Origin of the sequence: Streptomyces sp. NPDC058335, from assembly GCF_042723915.1 — a bacterium.
Lineage (GTDB): Bacteria > Actinomycetota > Actinomycetes > Streptomycetales > Streptomycetaceae > Streptomyces.
On record NZ_JBHXHX010000003.1, the window covers coordinates 195864 to 213438 of the forward strand.

At 71.7% G+C, this 17575-nt stretch carries 18 protein-coding genes; 13 read left to right on the forward strand and 5 right to left on the reverse strand.

The genetic code is table 11. The features are described 5' to 3' along the window. Nucleotides 1-151: 151 nt before the first annotated feature. The gene (locus tag ACFWJX_RS06710; RefSeq protein WP_383237849.1) at nucleotides 152-799 is read right to left on the reverse strand and encodes a TetR family transcriptional regulator; all 648 of its coding nucleotides are present in this window, start codon (nucleotides 797-799) and stop codon (nucleotides 152-154) included. Between the two features lie 145 nt (nucleotides 800-944). Between ACFWJX_RS06710 and ACFWJX_RS06715 the strand changes: the two genes are divergently transcribed. The 3 genes from ACFWJX_RS06715 (at nucleotide 945) to ACFWJX_RS06725 (ending at nucleotide 2769) form a co-directional block, all read left to right on the forward strand. Then, nucleotides 945-1112: a hypothetical protein gene (locus tag ACFWJX_RS06715; protein WP_356562144.1), complete on the forward strand. Its 168-nt coding sequence runs from the start codon at nucleotides 945-947 to the stop codon at nucleotides 1110-1112. Between the two features lie 17 nt (nucleotides 1113-1129). Continuing rightward, the gene (locus tag ACFWJX_RS06720) at nucleotides 1130-1396 is read left to right on the forward strand and encodes a DUF4190 domain-containing protein (protein WP_383237851.1); all 267 of its coding nucleotides are present in this window, start codon (nucleotides 1130-1132) and stop codon (nucleotides 1394-1396) included. A 203-nt stretch (nucleotides 1397-1599) separates the two neighbouring features. Further along, on the forward strand, nucleotides 1600-2769 hold the full coding sequence (locus tag ACFWJX_RS06725) for a cysteine desulfurase family protein (protein ID WP_383237854.1): 1170 nt from the start codon (nucleotides 1600-1602) through the stop codon (nucleotides 2767-2769). A 12-nt stretch (nucleotides 2770-2781) separates the two neighbouring features. On the opposite strand, the gene ACFWJX_RS06730 is transcribed toward ACFWJX_RS06725, so the two are convergent. After that, a complete protein-coding gene (locus tag ACFWJX_RS06730; RefSeq protein ID WP_383237857.1) occupies nucleotides 2782-3468 on the reverse strand; it encodes an N-acetylmuramoyl-L-alanine amidase in 687 nt (228 codons plus the stop codon). Nucleotides 3469-3554: 86 nt separating this feature from the next. Between ACFWJX_RS06730 and mnmA the strand changes: the two genes are divergently transcribed. After that, nucleotides 3555-4679, forward strand: a complete 1125-nt coding sequence (mnmA, locus tag ACFWJX_RS06735) for a tRNA 2-thiouridine(34) synthase MnmA (protein ID WP_383237860.1) — start codon at nucleotides 3555-3557, stop codon at nucleotides 4677-4679. Between the two features lie 9 nt (nucleotides 4680-4688). Here the strand turns inward: mnmA and ACFWJX_RS06740 are convergent, their stop codons facing one another. Both ACFWJX_RS06740 and ACFWJX_RS06745 read right to left on the reverse strand, forming a co-directional pair. Continuing rightward, nucleotides 4689-5471, reverse strand: a complete 783-nt coding sequence (locus tag ACFWJX_RS06740) for an alpha/beta fold hydrolase (RefSeq protein WP_383237863.1) — start codon at nucleotides 5469-5471, stop codon at nucleotides 4689-4691. Nucleotides 5472-5509: 38 nt separating this feature from the next. Next, nucleotides 5510-5833: a DUF427 domain-containing protein gene (locus tag ACFWJX_RS06745; protein WP_383237866.1), complete on the reverse strand. Its 324-nt coding sequence runs from the start codon at nucleotides 5831-5833 to the stop codon at nucleotides 5510-5512. 50 nt (nucleotides 5834-5883) lie between these two features. On the opposite strand from ACFWJX_RS06745, the gene ACFWJX_RS06750 reads away from it, so the two are divergent. From ACFWJX_RS06750 to ACFWJX_RS06770, 5 genes are all read left to right on the forward strand, one after another. Then, complete coding sequence (locus ACFWJX_RS06750) at nucleotides 5884-6423, forward strand: TIGR00730 family Rossman fold protein (protein WP_383237869.1); 540 nt, start codon at nucleotides 5884-5886, stop codon at nucleotides 6421-6423. An 18-nt stretch (nucleotides 6424-6441) separates the two neighbouring features. Continuing rightward, nucleotides 6442-7140, forward strand: coding sequence for an SDR family oxidoreductase (locus tag ACFWJX_RS06755; RefSeq protein ID WP_383237872.1), 699 nt, complete (start codon nucleotides 6442-6444; stop codon nucleotides 7138-7140). 60 nt (nucleotides 7141-7200) lie between these two features. Continuing rightward, nucleotides 7201-8202, forward strand: a complete 1002-nt coding sequence (locus ACFWJX_RS06760) for a methionine synthase (RefSeq protein WP_383237875.1) — start codon at nucleotides 7201-7203, stop codon at nucleotides 8200-8202. Nucleotides 8203-8217: 15 nt separating this feature from the next. Then, a complete protein-coding gene (ligA, locus tag ACFWJX_RS06765; RefSeq protein ID WP_383237878.1) occupies nucleotides 8218-10413 on the forward strand; it encodes an NAD-dependent DNA ligase LigA in 2196 nt (731 codons plus the stop codon). Nucleotides 10414-10679: 266 nt separating this feature from the next. Continuing rightward, on the forward strand, nucleotides 10680-12932 hold the full coding sequence (locus tag ACFWJX_RS06770) for a putative bifunctional diguanylate cyclase/phosphodiesterase (protein ID WP_383237882.1): 2253 nt from the start codon (nucleotides 10680-10682) through the stop codon (nucleotides 12930-12932). A 208-nt stretch (nucleotides 12933-13140) separates the two neighbouring features. Here ACFWJX_RS06770 and ACFWJX_RS06775 read toward each other — a convergent pair whose 3' ends face one another. Then, nucleotides 13141-13731 (reverse strand): TetR/AcrR family transcriptional regulator, encoded by a 591-nt coding sequence (locus ACFWJX_RS06775; protein ID WP_383237885.1) that lies wholly within the window; start codon nucleotides 13729-13731, stop codon nucleotides 13141-13143. A gap of 229 nt (nucleotides 13732-13960) precedes the next feature. Here ACFWJX_RS06775 and gatC point away from each other — a divergent pair, with 229 nt between their 5' ends. From gatC to gatB, 4 genes are read left to right on the forward strand one after another with little or no spacing between them, the layout of a single operon-like run. Beyond that, entirely contained in the window at nucleotides 13961-14257 is a 297-nt protein-coding gene (gene gatC, locus ACFWJX_RS06780; protein WP_073498632.1) for an Asp-tRNA(Asn)/Glu-tRNA(Gln) amidotransferase subunit GatC, read from the forward strand. A gap of 5 nt (nucleotides 14258-14262) precedes the next feature. Beyond that, complete coding sequence (gatA, locus tag ACFWJX_RS06785; protein ID WP_383237888.1) at nucleotides 14263-15771, forward strand: Asp-tRNA(Asn)/Glu-tRNA(Gln) amidotransferase subunit GatA; 1509 nt, start codon at nucleotides 14263-14265, stop codon at nucleotides 15769-15771. After that, nucleotides 15768-16010 carry a hypothetical protein gene (locus ACFWJX_RS06790; protein WP_086767189.1) on the forward strand — a complete coding sequence of 81 codons (243 nt, stop codon included), beginning with the start codon at nucleotides 15768-15770 and terminating at the stop codon, nucleotides 16008-16010. The genes gatA and ACFWJX_RS06790 overlap by 4 nt, the downstream gene beginning before the upstream one ends. A 15-nt stretch (nucleotides 16011-16025) precedes the next feature. Further along, entirely contained in the window at nucleotides 16026-17540 is a 1515-nt protein-coding gene (gene gatB / locus ACFWJX_RS06795) for an Asp-tRNA(Asn)/Glu-tRNA(Gln) amidotransferase subunit GatB (RefSeq protein WP_383237892.1), read from the forward strand. Nucleotides 17541-17575 lie beyond the last annotated feature (35 nt).

Consider the following 17575-nt stretch of genomic DNA (forward strand, 5'->3'; position numbering starts at 1 on the left):
CGGTCCACCTGCGCTGTCCAACAACTTGGGATCACACATCACTCCCCTCGCGGCCCCACGGGACTATCTGGGGGGCCGGTTGCAGGCGGTCGGGGGTCACTCTGTTCTCCTTGTGCCCGCCCTTCCCTTTGCTGTGTCCCGGCCGTGTGCCTCAGGAGTCGAGCCAGTGGTGGCGGCCGATGCTGATGAGACGCATCTGGCGGGTCGCGAGCCGGACGACGTGGTCCAGGTCCTCGGCCGAGGCCTTGCCGGACTCCTGGGCCTCGCGGGCCTCCAGGAAGAGGGAGCCCGTGATGAGCATCTGGTCGACGTAGAGGTGCGAGAGCATCAGCAGGTCGTCCTCGCTCCAGCCCTCTGCCGCGGGGTCCTTGGCCAGCTCGGTCCTCACCTCTTCGGCGAACCGGCCGAGTTGGTCCCGGATCGCCTCCCGGACCGGCTGTACTCCGCCATGTCGCTCGCGGGCGATGAACCGGACGTGTGCGGGGTACGCGTTGACGTGACGGGCGATCAGGTCGACGGCCCGCGCGATGCGTTCGTCGCTGGATTCGGCCGTGGTCACCGTGGTCCGGATCATGGCGTGCAGGCTGCCCAGCGCCTCCTCGACCAGGGCCACGCCCAGGTCCGCGATGGAGCGGAAGTGCCGGTAGAAGGCGGTCGGGGCGACTCCGACGGCGCGGGTGACCTCGCGCAGGCCCAGGCTGCTCAGGCTCTGGTCCTCCAGCAGTCCCAAGGCGGCGTCCAAGAGCGCCTGTCGGGTCTTCTGCTTCTGGGCCTGCCGGATGCCGAGGGTGTGACTCATGTCATCCAGTTAACAACTGTTCTCCGTAATTGCAAAGCGATGCGACACGCTAGACTCAAGAGTCAGTGAACAACTGTAACCACAACTGTTCACCGGAACGTAACGAGAGACGGACACGACAACCGTCCCGGAGGGGATTCATCCCATGCTGTTCCTCGTCGCCGCACTTCTGCTGCTCGGCGTCGTCATGGGCACCGTGGCCCACGCGCCGCTCGGCTTCAGCCTCGCCGCCGCCGCCGTGATCGCCGCCTGGCTCGGCATCTTCGCGCTGCGCGAGCGCCACGGCCGCCGCCGCCACACCTCGACCCACTGACGGAAGGAACGATCGACATGCAGCTCACCGCACCGGCCTCCAGCCGCACCGGCGTCCGCGACACCGACGGCATGGCCGTCGCATCCTTCATCCTCGGTCTCGTCGGCCTCCTGGTCCTCAACATCTTCCTCGGCCCGATCGCCATCGTCCTGGCCACGGTCGCCCTCTGGCGTGGCACCCAGCGCCGAGGCCGAGCCGCCCTGGGCCTCACCCTCGGCATAGCCGACCTCGTGGTCCTGGCAGCCTTCATGCAGGCGGACTCGACCATGTCCTGGAGCTTCTGAGGGCTCGGCGGGACGGGGCGACCGCCCATGCCGACCGCTGTGAGCGGTCGTCCCGCCGGGCGATGGGGAGGTGGCGCAGCCGACAGCTCAGGGTGCGTCGCCACCCACCCCAGGCCCAGCCGACGCCAGGCGCGCGGCCCGGCTGCCGCCCAGGGTCACCTGATCCCGGGCCCGCGGACCCCGCGCCGTAGAATCGGCTCACCATGGCATACCTCGACCACGCCGCGACCACCCCCATGCTCCCGGAGGCGGCAGAGGCACTCACCGCCCACCTGGGCGTCACCGGCAACGCCTCCTCCCTCCACGCGGCCGGCCGCCGGGCCCGCCGTACTGTCGAGGAGGCCCGGGAGACCCTCGCGGAAGCCCTCGGCGCCCGCCCCAGCGAGGTCGTCTTCACCTCCGGCGGCACCGAGGCCGACAACCTCGCGGTGAAGGGCCTCTACTGGTCCCGCCGCGACGCCGACCCCGCCCGCACCCGCGTCCTCGCCAGCCCCGTCGAGCACCACGCCGTCCTGGACGCCGTGCACTGGCTGGGCGAGCACGAGGGCGCGACGGTCGAGTACCTCCCCGTGGACGCCCACGGCCGGGTCCACCCCGACGCACTGCGCGAGGCCGTCGCCCGCAACCCCGACGACGTGGCCCTCGCCACGGTCATGTGGGCGAACAACGAGATCGGCACCGTCATGCCGGTCCGCGAACTCGCCGACGCCGCCGCCGAGTTCGGCGTCCCTCTGCACTCCGACGCAGTCCAGGCCTTCGGCCAGATCCCCGTCGACTTCGCCGCCTCCGGCCTCGCCGCGATGACCGTCTCCGGCCACAAGATCGGCGGCCCCTACGGCATCGGCGCCCTCCTCCTGGGCCGCGAGTACACCCCCGTACCGGTCCTGCACGGCGGTGGCCAGGAGCGGCACGTCCGCTCCGGCACCCTCGACGTGCCCGCGATCGACTCCTTCGCGGTCGCCGGACGCCTCGCGGCCGAGCAGCGCGAGTGGTTCGCCCGGGAGATCGGCACCCTGCGCGACGCCCTGGTCACCGCCGTCCGTACGGCCGTCCCGGACGCGATCCTCGGCGGTGACCCGGCACCGGAGGGCCGCCTCCCGGCCAACGCCCACTTCACCTTCCCGGGCTGCGAGGGCGACTCCCTGCTGCTGCTCCTGGACGCCCAGGGCATCGAGTGCTCCACCGGCTCCGCCTGCACCGCCGGAGTCGCCCAGCCCAGCCATGTCCTGCTCGCCACCGGCACCGACCCGGACCTGGCCCGTGGCACCCTGCGCTTCTCGCTCGGCCACACGTCCACCCAGGCCGACGTCGAAGCGGTCGCCAAGGCCATCGGACCGGCCGTGGAACGGGCCCGCGCGGCCGGACTCACCTGAACGGAGCGGGAGTCAGCCGGCCGCGTGCGCCTCCCGCACCAGCCGCATGTAGCGGTCCCAGTCCCAGTGCTCACCGGGGTCGGTGTGGTCCGTCCCCGGCACCTCCACATGCCCGATGATGTGCTCGCGGTCGACGGGTATGCCGTACCGCCGGCAGATCCCGGCCGTCAGCCGCGCGGAGGCGGCGTACATCGCGGCGGTGAAGTCCTGCGGGCGGTCCACGAAGCCCTCGTGCTCTATGCCGACACTCCGCTCGTTGTATCCGCGGTTGCCCGCGTGGTACGCCACGTCCAGCTCGCGGATCATCTGCGTGATCCCGCCGTCCTTGCCGACGATGTAGTGGGCCGCCGCCCGATGGGCCGGGTCCTGGAAGACGTGCACCGCGCTCGCCAGACTGCCCTGGGTGACATGGACGACCACCATGTCCACCCCGTAGTCGTCGGGGCGGTCCGCCCAGCGGAAGTTGCCCGTCGAGGCGGCCAGCCACCGCGCGCCGCGGAAGTCGACCGCACCCTGCACCCGCGCCTTCTCCACCCCCGGCATCCGCCACCACAGCTTCGCCAGCTCGTCCCGCGCCAGCACGCCCGTGCCCACCGCGGCGGCCAGCCCGCCGACCAGCAGCGCACGCCGCCCGATCCGCCGGTCCGCGTCCTTCTTCGGCACGCCGGACCCCACCCCTGCACCCATCTCCGCACCCATCTCCGCCCCGTCCTTCCTCGCCCCTCGAGATCCACAACGGATACTCGCGGGCCGCGGTTCCCGGCGCCCCGTACCCTGGAAGCGTTATGACTGAGACCTCGCAGCGCCCCCTCCGCGTCCTCGCCGCCATGTCCGGCGGGGTGGACTCCGCCGTCGCCGCCGCCCGTGCCGCGGAAGCCGGCCACGACGTCACCGGTGTCCACCTCGCGCTCTCCGCGAACCCCCAATCCTTCCGCACCGGCGCGCGGGGCTGTTGCACCATCGAGGACTCCCGCGACGCCCGCCGCGCCGCCGACGTCATCGGCATCCCGTTCTACGTCTGGGACCTCGCCGACCGCTTCCGCGAGGACGTCGTCGACGACTTCGTCGCCGAGTACGAGGCCGGCCGCACCCCCAACCCCTGCCTGCGCTGCAACGAGAAGATCAAGTTCGCGGCGCTCCTGGACAAGGCCCTCGCCCTCGGCTTCGACGCCGTGTGCACCGGCCACTACGCGCAGGTGATCGTCCGCGAGGACGGCAGCCGCGAGCTGCACCGCGCCTCCGACATGGCCAAGGACCAGTCGTACGTCCTCGGCGTGCTGGACGAGAAGCAGCTCGCCCACGCCCTGTTCCCGCTCGGCGACACGGTGACGACGAAGGACGAGATCCGCGCGGAGGCCGAGCGCCGCGGCCTCGCGGTCGCCAAGAAGCCCGACTCGCACGACATCTGCTTCATCGCCGACGGCGACACCCAGGGCTTCCTCGCGAAGCGGCTGGGCAAGGCGGAGGGCGACATCGTCGACGAGACCGGCGCCAGGATCGGCAGCCACGAGGGCGCGTACGGCTTCACCATCGGCCAGCGCAAGGGCCTGCGCATCGGCACCCCGGCCGCCGACGGCAAGCCGCGTTACGTCCTCGACATCTCACCGGTGAACAACACGGTGACGGTCGGTCCGGCCGACGCCCTGGACGTGACCGCGCTCGCCGCCATCAAGCCCCGCTGGTGCGGCGCGGCCCCGACCGGCCCCGGCGCCTACACCGCCCAGCTCCGCGCCCACGGCGGCGAGACCGAGGTCAGGGCCGAACTCGTCGACGGCACCCTGGAGGTCACGTTCACCGAGCCGGTCCGCGGCGTCGCCCCCGGCCAGGCGATCGTCCTGTACGACGGCACGCGCGTGGTGGGGTCGGCGACGATCGCCTCCACCACGCGCGCGAGGACCGCCGCGGTGTGACCATCCGCCCTAGGCCGTGAAGAACTCCGCTAGGACCGGCGCCAGGACGTTCGGGTCGACCATGTGGGTCTGGTCCTCCAGGGACCGGTAGGTGCCCTCGGGGACGGCCTCCGCGACCGCTCGGGCGGCCCGGCGCATCCAGTCCGGGCTGGCCGAGCCGGCCAGCGACAGCACCGGTACGTCCAGTGAGGCCAGCCGTTTCCGGGGTACCAGGCCGTCGCCCATGACGGCGTCGTCGTAGGCCAGGGTGGGCGCGATCTTCTCCATGGCGGGCCACATCGGGGACTGCCGGGCGCCCCGGATCATCTCCTCGGCCAGGCCCGTCAGGCGCAGGAACAGTTCGACGGCGTCCCCGCGGCGGTCCTGCGCGAGGGCCTCCGTCAGCTGACCGGTGTACGCGGCGCGCTCCTCGGCGCCGCCCTCGGAGAAATCGGCGAACGGCGTCTCGTACACCGCCACCCGGCTCACCGGCAGCCCGGCGGCCGCCGCCTCCAGGGCCAGCGCGCCGCCCGAGGAGACGCCGTACAGCCCCGCCTCGCCGCCCGCCGCCTCGATCAGCGCCGCCAGGTCCTCGACCTCGCGCTCCACCGCGTACGGCGCCGTGTCGCCGCTCTCGCCGCGGCCCCGGCGGTCGTACCAGAAGGCGGTGCAGTGCGGGGCGAGGAGCCCGGCCAGGGGCGCCACCGTGCCGCCCGTCGACATCGCCCCGCTCACCAGGATGACCGCGGGGCCCTGCCCGGCACGTGCGTACGCCAGGGAGGTGCCGTCGCGGGAAAGGGTCTTCTTGTCCATGCCTGTGCAGACTGCCCCAGGACACGGGACTTATCGCCCTACGACACTTCTACTTCGTAGAAGCACAGGTGGTCCTTGATCCGTTCGACGTCCGGTTTCGGGTCGGGATACGCCCAGACGAGGTCGGGAGCGTCCGGCAGCGACCAGTAGGACGCCCTGCCCTTGAACGGGCAGTGGGTGTGGGTCTCGGAGGGGGTGAGGAGGTCCAGGCGTACGTCGTCGGCGGGGAGGTAGTAGCGCACCGGGCAGCCGGTCTCCCTGAGGATCAGGGGCCGGTCCGTCTCGGCCAGCACCTGGTCCCCGTGGACGACCCGCACGTGCTGGGTGCCCTGCTCGATCGTGATCGTGTGTCCGTCGGCCATACCCGGACAGCGCTCGGGGGCCGCCGGTTCTTCCCGCGTACCGTGGCCGCATGCGCATCTGTGTCTTCCTCTCCGCCGCCGACCTCGACGACCGCTACACCCGGCCCGCCCGTGAGTTCGCCGAACTGCTCGGCAAGGGCGGGCACACCCTCGTGTGGGGCGGTTCCGACGTCGGGCTGATGAAGGTGGTCGCCGACGGCGTGCAGGAGGCCGGCGGCCGGCTGTGCGGGGTCTCCGTGGGCTTCCTCGCGGCCAAGGCGCGGCCCGGCGCCGACGAGATGGTCATCGCGCGCGACCTCGCCGAACGTAAGCGGCTGCTCCTGGAGAAGGCCGACGCGGTGGTCGTCATGGTGGGCGGCACGGGCACCCTGGACGAGGCCACCGAGATCCTGGAACTGAAGAAGCACGGCCACACCGACAAGCCCGTCGTCCTGCTCAACACCGCCGGCTTCTACGACGGCCTCAAGGAGCAGTTCCGGCGCATGGACACCGAGGGATTCCTGCCCCGGCCACTCACCGACCTGGTGTTCTTCGCCGAGGAGCCCGTCGGGGCGCTCGCCTACCTGGAGGAGAGCCAGGGCATCGCCTGAGCCGGCGGTGATGCGAGCATGGCGGGTATGGCTACTCATGTGATCACCGGAGCGGGCTCCGGCATCGGTGCGGCCGTCGCCCGCCGGCTCCACGCGCGCGGGGACGAAATCGTGCTGCACGCGCGGGACGCGGGGCGTGCGAAGGAGTTGGCGGCTGAATTTCCCGGGGCGCGCACGCTCGTCGGCGACCTCGCGGACCCCGACAAGCTCAGCTGGGCCTTCTCGCACCAGTCGTTGCCGGAGCGGGTGGACTCGCTGCTGCACATCGCCGGGGTGGTCGATCTCGGGCCCGTCGGTGAGCTGACGCCCAAGTCGTGGCGGCACCAGCTCAACGTCAATCTGGTCGCTCCCGCCGAGCTGACGCGGCACTTCCTGCCGCAGCTGCGGGCGGCTCGTGGGCAGGTGGTGTTCGTCAACTCCGGGGCGGGACTGCGGGCCAGTGCGGACTGGTCGGCCTACGCGGCTTCCAAGCACGGGCTCAAGGCGTTGGCGGACGCGTTGCGGGCGGAGGAGCACGGGAACGGGGTGCGGGTGACCTCCGTGTATCCCGGGCGTACGGCCAGCCCCATGCAGGCCAAGGTCCATCAGCAGGAGGGGAAGGCCTACGACCCCGCGGAGTGGATCGATCCCGAGTCGGTGGCGACGACGATTCTCATGGCGGTCGATCTGCCGCGGGACGCGGAGGTCAACGACCTGACGGTACGGCCGGGTCGGTAGCGGAGGCACCCCCGGACGGGCTGGATCACCACGGGCCGGGGGATACGTAGGCTTCGGTTCGTGAACGCATATTTCAGGTTCGGGTCCGCCACGGGGATCGGGTCCATGCCCGGCGGTGATGCCAGGGAGGCCGCCAGGACGGTCGCCGGGTCTTTCGAAGAGTTTCCGTTTCTTGCCGAACTGCCCGCCAGGGGCCCCGGCGCCGACATGATCGGCCGCACCGCCGGCATGCTCGTCGAGCTGTACGCGCGCGTGGAGCCCAGCGGCTGGCGCCTCGGTGACCACCCCGGAAGGGACACCCGGCGGGCCAGGTCGTGGCTTCGGGAGGATCTCGACGCGCTGGAGGAGTCCACCCAGGGGTACGAGGGCCAGGTGAAGGTGCAGGTCGTCGGCCCGTGGACCCTCGCCGCCGCCCTGGAACTGAGGAACGGCGAGGCCGCCCTCTCCGACCCCGGCGCCTGCCGCGACCTCGCCGCCTCCCTCGCGGAGGGGTTGCGTCTGCATCTCGCCGAGGTACAGCGCCGCATCCCCGGCGCCCAGGTCGTCCTGCAACTCGACGAACCCTCCCTCACCCCCGTACTGCGCGGCCACGTCAGGTCCGCCAGCGGCTACCGCACGTACCGCGCCGTGGACCGGCAGGTCGTCGAGGCGACGCTCCGCGAGGTCGCGGGGGTGCACGACGGCGGCCCCGTCGTGGTGCACTCGTGTGCGCCGGACGTCCCGTTCGCCCTCCTGCGCCGGGCCGGGGCGGCAGCCGTGTCGTTCGACTTCTCGCTCCTCACCGAGCGTGACGACGACGCGATCGGTGAGGCGGTCGAAGCGGGGACCCGGCTGTTCGCAGGTGTCGTACCGGGGACGGACGCGGCATTGTCGGACCCTGCCGGTAGCGTCATGGGTGTCAGGACGCTGTGGCGCAGGCTGGGGCTGCGACCGGACCTTCTCGCGGAGGCGGTGACGGTCACCCCGGCGTGCGGCCTCGCGGGTGCTTCGCCCGCGTACGCGCGGGAGGCGCTCGCCCACTGCGTCCGGGCGGCGAGATCCCTCGCGGACAACCCAGAGTAACGGGAGGACAACACGGTGGCCGGCGACAGGCAAGCGGAGACGACGGTGCCCTCGGAGGCACGGGAGAAGCACGCGCAGCTCGCTGAGCAGATCGAGGAGCACCGCTTCCGGTACTACGTGAAGGACGCCCCCGTCGTCAGCGACGCGGAGTTCGACCGCCTCCTGCGCTCCCTGGAGGCGGTGGAGGAGCAGTACCCCGCGCTGCGCACCCCCGACTCGCCGACCCAGAAGGTCGCGGGGGCGTACGAGACGGAGTTCACCGCCGTCCAGCACCGGGAGCGCATGCTGTCGCTGGACAACGCCTTCGACGATCTGGAGCTGGCCGCCTGGGCCGAGCGCGTCCACAAGGACGTCGGAGCCTCCGCGTACCACTTCCTGTGCGAGCTGAAGGTCGACGGACTCGCCGTCAACCTGACGTACGAGAACGGTCGGCTGACCCGCGCGGCCACCCGCGGCGACGGCCGGACCGGCGAGGACATCACTCCGAACGTGCGGACCATCGCGGAGATCCCGGACCGGCTGACCGGCGACGGGGTCCCGTCCCTCGTCGAGATCCGCGGCGAGGTCTACTTCCCGATGGAGAAGTTCGAGGAGCTGAACGCCCGTCTGGTCGAGGCCGGCGACAAGCCCTTCGCCAACCCGCGCAACGCGGCGGCCGGTTCGCTGCGCCAGAAGGACCCGCGCGTCACCGCCAACCGCCCCCTGCACATGGTGGTCCACGGCATCGGCGCCCTCGAGGGGTACGAGGGCCTGGCCCGCCTCTCCGAGGCCTACGACCTCCTCAAGTCCTGGGGCCTGCCCACCTCCCGGCACAACAAGGTGGTCGACGACCTCGACGGCGTACGGGCGTTCATCGCGTACTACGGCGAGAACCGGCACTCCGTGGAGCACGAGATCGACGGTGTCGTCGTCAAGCTCGACGAGATCCGGCTCCAGGGGCGGCTCGGCTCCACGGCCCGTGCCCCACGCTGGGCGATCGCGTACAAGTACGCGCCGGAGGAGGTGAACACCAAACTCCTCAACATCCGCGTGGGCGTCGGCCGTACCGGCCGCGTCACGCCGTACGCCCAGGTCGAGCCGGTGACCGTGGCCGGTTCCGAGGTCGAGTTCGCGACCCTGCACAACCAGGACGTCGTCAAGGCCAAGGGCGTTCTCATCGGCGACACCGTGGTGCTGCGCAAGGCGGGCGACGTCATCCCCGAGATCCTCGGACCGGTCGCCGACCTGCGGGACGGCAGCGAGCGCGAGTTCGTGATGCCGTCCGAGTGCCCCGAGTGCGGCACGCCGCTGCGGCCGATGAAGGAGGGCGACGTCGACCTGCGCTGCCCCAACGCCCGCACCTGCCCCGCCCAGTTGCGCGAGCGTCTCTTCTACCTCGCCGGCCGCAAGGCCCTGGACATCGACCACTTCGGGTACGTCGCCGCCGCGGCCCTCACCAAGCCGTTGGAGCCCGAGCAGCCGCCGCTGGCCGACGAGGGCGACCTGTTCGACCTCACCATCGAGCAGTTGCTGCCCATCAAGGCGTACGTCCTCGACCAGGACAGCGGCCTGCCCAAGCGGGACCCGAAGACGGGCGAGGAGAAGATCGCCACCGTCTTCGCCAACCAGCAGGGCGAGCCGAAGAAGAACGCGCTCGCCATGCTGGACACCATCGCGGCCGCCAAGGAGCGCCCGCTGGCCCGCATCCTCACCGGCCTGTCCATCCGGCACGTGGGGCCCGTCGCGGCCGAGGCGCTGGCCCGCGAGTTCCGCTCCATCGACCGCATCGAGCGGGCCAGCGAGGAGGAGCTGGCCGGCACCGACGGCGTCGGCCCGATCATCGCGGCCTCCCTCAAGGAGTGGTTCGCCGAGGACTGGCACCGCGAGATCATCCGCAAGTGGAAGGCCGCCGGTGTCCGCATGGAGGAGGAGGGCTCCGGCGAGGAGGAGGGCCCGCGCCCGCTGGAAGGCCTCACCGTCGTGGTCACCGGCACCCTGGAGAACTTCACCCGGGACGGCGCCAAGGACGCCCTGCAGAGCCGCGGGGCGAAGGTGACCGGATCGGTGTCGAAGAAGACGTCGTTCGTCGTTGTGGGTGACAGCCCCGGATCGAAGTACGACAAGGCCATGCAGCTGAAGGTTCCGGTGCTGGACGAGGACGGCTTCACGGTCCTCCTCGAACAAGGAGCGGAGGCGGCCGCCGAAGTCGCCCTGCCGGTCCCCGAGTCGTGAGGACCGGCGGCCGAAGGCCACCCGATCGGCGCATACCGGATGCTTACGGGTGGCAGGGATGCAATCGGGCAACCGTCGACGACCGCTGCCCGTGGAAGCCCTCCGCGGCCTACTGTTGAGAGGTGCGCCCGCCGTGCCCCGCTGCGGTCGGGGCATCCCCCCGCTCCTGACGAGCAGGGGGAAGGGTCTTCCAACGCGGCGCCGGCGAAAGGCTGTCGGGCAGCGGACCGCGTGGCGTGGGCACCGCCGGCTTGAGAGGGACGGGAATGGAACCGACCGAGAGCGCCGCCCCGGACACTGGGCTGCCCCGGCGCCGGGTCACCGACGCCTGGTGGGGCAGCCGGTGGGTGGCGTGGTCAGAGCGGCCCCCGGGCCAACCGGCCCGCACCGGTGACCCGCTCACCCGGACGGCGCCCCGCGCCGCCGCCCCGTTCCCGGCCGGCTCCGACCCCTCCGGACCGTACGACGGCGACGCGGAACGGCACCTGTCCTGGCCCGCGCTCCCCGCGGCCGTCGTCGCGGGGGCCGGGTTCGCCCTCGGCGCCGCCTTCTACCGGGCCTTCACCTCCAGCCACGCGCTGTTCCCGTCCGGCACCGTCGGCTGGTCGCTGGCCGTGCTGACCGGCGTCATCGTGGGCCACCTCGTCATGCTCGGCCGGGCCCGCTGGTGGGGCGGCACCGGCTCCGGTGCCGCCCTCACCCTCGCCGTCCTGCTGCTCTACGGCTGGCTGCCCGCCGGCCTGGTCAGCCTCACCGTCGTCGTCCTGGTCGGCATAGCCCGCAGCCACCGCTGGCGGCAGGGCGTCCTGCACGGCGCGGTGGACATCCTCGGCATCGGCGCGGGCGCGCTGCTGCTGGCCGCGTGCGGGCGGGTGCCGTCCGTCGAGCGGCCGTGGACCCCCGACACCTGGACGGTCTACACCGCACCCCAGGTGGTGCTGGTCGCCGTCGCCTACCTCGCCGTCACCCGCATTCTGCTCTGGTACCTGCACACGCCGCGGGCCGGCAGTCTGCCCACCGTCGCCCGTACGGCCCTGCTCAGACAGGGCCTGGTCGCCGTCGCCCTGCTGGGCATAGCCCCGCTGCTGTGCGTCGTCGCCGTCGCCAAGCCGATCCTGCTGCCGCTGTTCGCCATCCCGCTCATCGCCCTCGACTCCACGCTGTGGATGGCGCGGGCCCGCGCCGAGGAACAGTTGCGCGATCCGCTCACCGGACTGCCCAACCGCCAGTGGCTCGGCGAGCGGATCTGGACCGCCCTCGACGACGCCGAGCGGATCGGCGCCCGCGCCGCGCTGATGCTGATCGACCTCGACAGGTTCCGGTCGGTCAACGACACGCTCGGGCACCTCGCCGGGGACCGGTTGCTCCTCCAGATAGCCGACCGGCTCCGGCTGGCCCTGCCACGCGGGGCCGAGGTCGCGCGGCTCGGCGGTGACGAGTTCGCCGTCTTACTGCCCGTCGCCGACTCCATCACCTCCGCGACCCGCGTCGCCCGGGGACTGGTCGCCCACCTCAGCTCCTCCCTCGACCTGGACGGGCTCACCCTTGTCCTGGAGGCCAGCGCCGGGGTCGCCGTCTTCCCCGACCACGCGCTCGACGCGGAGGGGCTGCTGCGGCGGGCGGACGTGGCGATGTACCAGGCCAAACGGGACCGTACGGGCGTCGAGGTCTACGAGTCCAAGCGCGACTCCAACACTCCCGACCGGCTCGGTCTGCTGGGCGACCTGCGGCGCGCGCTCGACGCGCACGAGGTCCAGCTGCACTACCAGCCCAAGGTCCGCTTCGACGGACAGGTCGCCGGGCTCGAGGCGCTGGTGCGGTGGGTGCACCCCGAGCGGGGGAAGGTGCCGCCGGACGAGTTCATAGCGATCGCCGAGTCCTCCGGGCTGATGCCGCACCTCACCGAGTACGTCCTGGACACGGCCCTCGCGCAGGTCGCCCGGTGGCGCGCCCAGGGTCTGTACGTGCCCGTCGCGGTCAACGTCTCCCCGCGCGACGTGCACACGCCCGGCTTCGCCGGCTCCGTCGCCGCCCGGCTGGCACGGCACGGGGTGCCCGCGGCGGCGCTCCAGCTCGAGATCACGGAACACGTCCTCCTGGAGGACCCGCAGCGTGCCGCCGACACCCTCAACGCGCTGACCGGGCACGGCGTGAAGATGTCCCTCGACGACTTCGGCACCGGCTACTCCTCGCTCGTCCACCTACGGCGCCTGCCGGTGAGCGAGCTGAAGATCGACCGGTCGTTCGTGGCCAGGCTCGCGGTGGACACCGAGGACGCGGAGATCGTGCGCTGCACGGTCGACCTCGCGCACTCCCTCCGGCTCCTCGTGGTCGCGGAGGGTGTCGAGGACGACGAGACGTGGGAGCGGCTCCGCGACCTCGGCTGCGATGCCGTACAGGGATGGCTGGTCGCGGCGGCGATGCCTCCCGAGGAGACCACGGCGTGGCTGCGGGCGCGCGGGTCGCGGGGCTGGCAGCGGCCTGCGGCGGCGTTGCCCGCGGCTGCTGCCGACGAGTGACCGCACCCGCCCACCGGCCCACCCGTTCGGCCGATCGAGGGGTGACCCGCGCCCGTGGGGTTGACCGCCGTCGGCGGTGGCCTACTCGGAGGCCGTCGGCGTCCTCGCGTCGTTGCTCGGCCTCGCCGAGCCCGGGTCCCCCGCGCGCTCGTTCGGCCCATCGAGGCGTGGCCCTCTCCGACGGGCGGACCGCCCGGGGCGTCCTCGCCTAGCCGGCCTCCGCACCCGCCGCGAAGTGGTCGATCAGCAGCTGGAGTCTCTGGTCGTGGGCCTGCTCCGGGAGGCGGCCGCTTCGCATCAGGGTGGTGAGGCCGTGGAGGCAGGCCCAGTAGGTCTCCGTCAGGAGTCCGGGGTCCTCGCCGGGGGCCGTCACCGGGTGCACGGCCGACAGGAGTTCGCCGAAGGCCTCCTGCAGGGCCGGCGGGGCCTCAGGGGTGGCGAAGGGGAGCCCGACCGCGTGGGTGAACATGGCGTCGTAGAGCGCGGGGCGGCGGCGCGCGAAGGCGGTGTATGCCGTGCCGATCGCCGCCAGGGACTCCCGGGTGCCGGTCGCTCCCGCCCGGGCCTCCCGCAGTTCGCGGGCCAGCTCGGCGCAGCCCTCCACCGCGACGGCCGCCATGATCGCGGTCTTGCCCTTGAAGTGGCTGTAGAGGACCGGCTGGCTGTACTCGATCTCGGCCGCCAGCCGACGGGTGGTGACCGCGTCCCAGCCCTCCGCCTCCGCCAGCTCCCGCGCGGCCTTGACGATCAGCTGTTCGCGCTCCGCTCGTTCGCGCTCCCGGCGCGTCTGGATCGACATGGCCCTGAGTCTAGCAGCGAGTCTAGCGCCGCTAGGTAATCTTTCGACGCTCTCCCGGGTGCCGGACCGATGTCGCCGTCAGACGCCGTCATCGGGAGCCCGCAGACTCTCCTGAAGGTCCGGGGCGTGGCACGACGAGGGCATCACAGCGAACCGTTTAACCGGTACGCGCCCCAGCCCCATAGGATTGGACCCCGAACCACACACACTCACCCCAGAGGAACGCTGCATGCCTGGCATTACGCGCGAGGAGGTCGCCCACCTCGCCCGGCTGGCGCGTCTGGAGCTGAAGCCCGAAGAGCTCGACCACTTCGCGGGACAGCTGGACGACATCATCGGCGCGGTCGCCCGCGTCAGCGAAGTCGCCGACCAAGACGTACCGCCGACCTCGCACCCGCTCCCGCTGACGAACGTCATGCGGGCGGACGAGGTCCGTCCGTCGCTCACCCCCGTGCAGGCGCTCTCCGGAGCCCCGGCCCAGGAGCAGCAGCGTTTCAAGGTGCCGCAGATCCTGGGGGAGGACTAACCGCAATGACGGCCAACAAGAACGAATACTGCATCAAGCTCACCGCGGCCGAGATCGCCGCGAGGATCGCCTCCGGTGACCTCACGGCCGTCGAGGTCACCGAGGCCCACCTGGCCCGTATCGAGGCCGTCGACGAGAAGGTGCACGCCTTCCTGCACGTCGACCGTGCCGGCGCGCTGGCCCAGGCCCGCGCCGTCGACGAGAAGCGGGCCCGCGGCGAGAAGCTCGGCCCGCTGGCCGGCGTCCCCCTCGCGCTGAAGGACATCTTCACCACCGAGGGCATCCCGACGACCGTCGGCTCGAAGATCCTCGAGGGCTGGATCCCGCCGTACGACGCGACGCTCACCAAGCGGCTGAAGGCCGCCGACGTGGTGATCCTCGGCAAGACCAACATGGACGAGTTCGCCATGGGGTCCTCGACGGAGAACAGCGCCTACGGCCCCACCGGCAACCCCTGGGACCTCACCCGCATCCCCGGCGGCTCCGGCGGCGGTTCCTCCGCCGCCCTCGCCTCCTACCAGGCCCCCCTCGCCATCGGCACCGACACCGGCGGATCCATCCGCCAGCCGGCCGCCGTCACCGGCACCGTCGGCGTGAAGCCGACGTACGGCGCGGTGTCGCGGTACGGCATGGTCGCCTTCTCCTCCTCCCTCGACCAGGGCGGGCCCTGTGCCCGTACGGTCCTGGACGCGGCCCTGCTGCACGAGGTGATCGCCGGGCACGACCCGCTCGACTCGACGTCCATCGACGCCCCGGTCCCGCCGGTCGTCGAGGCCGCCCGCAACGGCAGCGTCGCCGGCATGCGCGTCGGTGTCGTCAAGCAGTTCCGCGGCGAGGGCTACCAGGCCGGTGTCATCCAGCGGTTCGACGAGTCCGTCACGCTGCTGAAGGAACTGGGCGCCGAGATCGTCGAGCTGGACTGCCCGTCCTTCGACCTGGCGCTGTCGGCGTACTACCTGATCGCGCCCTCCGAGTGTTCCTCCAACCTCGCCCGCTTCGACGGCCTGCGCTACGGCGTCCGTACCGGTGACGACGGCACGCACTCGGCCGAGGAGGTCACCTCCCTCACCCGTGAGGCGGGCTTCGGCCCCGAGGTCAAGCGCCGCATCATGCTCGGCACGTACGCCCTGTCGAGCGGCTACTACGACGCCTACTACGGCAGCGCCCAGAAGGTCCGCACGCTCATCACGCGCGACTTCGAGAAGGCCTTCGAGCAGGTCGACGTGATCGTCTCGCCGACCACGCCCACCACCGCCTTCCCGATCGGCGAGCGCGCCGACGACCCGATGGCGATGTACCTGGCCGACCTGTGCACCATCCCGACCAACCTGGCGGGCAACGCGGCCATGTCGCTGCCCTGCGGTCTCGCCCCGGAGGACAACCTCCCGGTGGGCCTCCAGATCATCGCCCCGGCGCTGAAGGACGACAGGCTGTACAAGGTCGGGGCCGCCGTCGAGGCCGCCTTCGTGGAAAGGTGGGGGCACCCGCTGCTCGAGGAGGCTCCGTCGCTGTGAGTAAGGCACTGTCCAAGGCCAAGGGCTTCAAGAAGTCCAAGTCCGGCCTGTACCTGTCCATGGCCACCACCGCGTTCGGCGCGGTCAGTGTCGCCAAGCAGGCCAAACTGGCCCGCACCGAGAGCGACACGCTCCGCCTGATCGACGCCGCCGTGTCCGCCGCCGCCATCGCCACCGGCCTCGCCATCCTCTACCGCGAGCTGAAGCGGCTGGGCGACGACGACGTCCTGCTGGGCTGAGAGGGAAGTTTCACCGTGACCACCACGATCGACCTGGTGTCGTACGAGGACGCCCTGGCGTCGTACGACCCCGTCATGGGCCTGGAGGTCCATGTCGAACTCGGCACCAAGACCAAGATGTTCTGCGGCTGCTCGACCGAGCTGGGTGCCGAGCCCAACTCGCAGACCTGCCCGGTCTGCCTCGGCCTGCCCGGCGCGCTCCCGGTCGTCAACGCGACCGGCGTCGAGTCCGCCATCAAGATCGGCCTCGCGCTGAACTGCGAGATCGCCGAGTGGTGCCGGTTCGCCCGGAAGAACTACTTCTATCCGGACATGCCGAAGAACTTCCAGACCTCCCAGTACGACGAGCCGATCGCCTTCAACGGCTACCTCGACGTACAGCTGGAGGACGGCGAGACCTTCCGCGTGGAGATCGAGCGCGCCCACATGGAGGAGGACACCGGCAAGTCGACCCACGTGGGCGGCGCGACCGGCCGTATCCACGGCGCGTCCCACTCCCTGCTGGACTACAACCGCGCCGGCATCCCGCTCATCGAGATCGTCACCAAGCCGATCGAGGGAGCGGGGGAGCGTGCCCCCGAGGTCGCGAAGGCGTACGTCCGTGAGCTGCGCGAGGTCATCAAGGCGCTCGGCGTCTCCGAGGCCCGCATGGAGATGGGCCAGATGCGCTGCGACGTGAACCTGTCGCTGCGCCCGCACGGCCGTGAGAAGTTCGGCACCCGTTCGGAGACGAAGAACGTCAACTCCCTGCGGTCCGTGGAGCGCGCGGCCCGCTTCGAGATCCAGCGGCACGCCGCCGTACTGAACAGCGGCGGGACGATCATCCAGGAGACCCGCCACTTCCACGAGGACACCGGGTCGACGACCTCGGGCCGCGTGAAGGAGGAGGCCGAGGACTACCGGTACTTCCCGGAGCCGGACCTGGTGCCGGTGGCCCCCACCCGTCAGTGGGTCGAGGAGATCCGCGTCTCGCTGCCCGAACTGCCGCTGGCCCGCCGCAACCGCCTGGTGGCGGACTGGGGCATCTCGGCCACCGACATGCAGGCGATCCTCAACGCCGGTGCGCTGGAGCTGATCGTCAGCACGATCGACGCCGGTGCCGACGCCGCCTCCGCCCGCAAGTGGTGGATGGGCGAACTGGCGCGCAGCGCCAACGAGTCCGGCAGGACGCTGGACGAGCTGGCCATCACGCCCGAGCAGGTCGCCCGCGTCGCCGAGCTGGTGAGCAAGGGCGACCTGAACGACAAGCTGGCCCGTCAGGTCATCGAGGGCGTCCTCGCGGGCGAGGGCACCCCCGACGAGGTCGTCGACAAGCGCGGGCTGAAGGTCGTCTCCGACGACTCGGCGCTCGGCACGGCGGTCGACGAGGCCATCGCCGGCAACCCGGGCATCGCCGACAAGATCCGCGGCGGCAAGGTCGCCGCGGCCGGTGCCCTGGTCGGGGCGGTCATGAAGGCCACCCGCGGTCAGGCGGACGCGGCCCGCGTCAAGGAACTGATCCTGGAGAAGCTGGGCGTCAGCGAGGGCTGAGCCCGCGCCCGACCCCTGGGGGATGCACCGGCCTC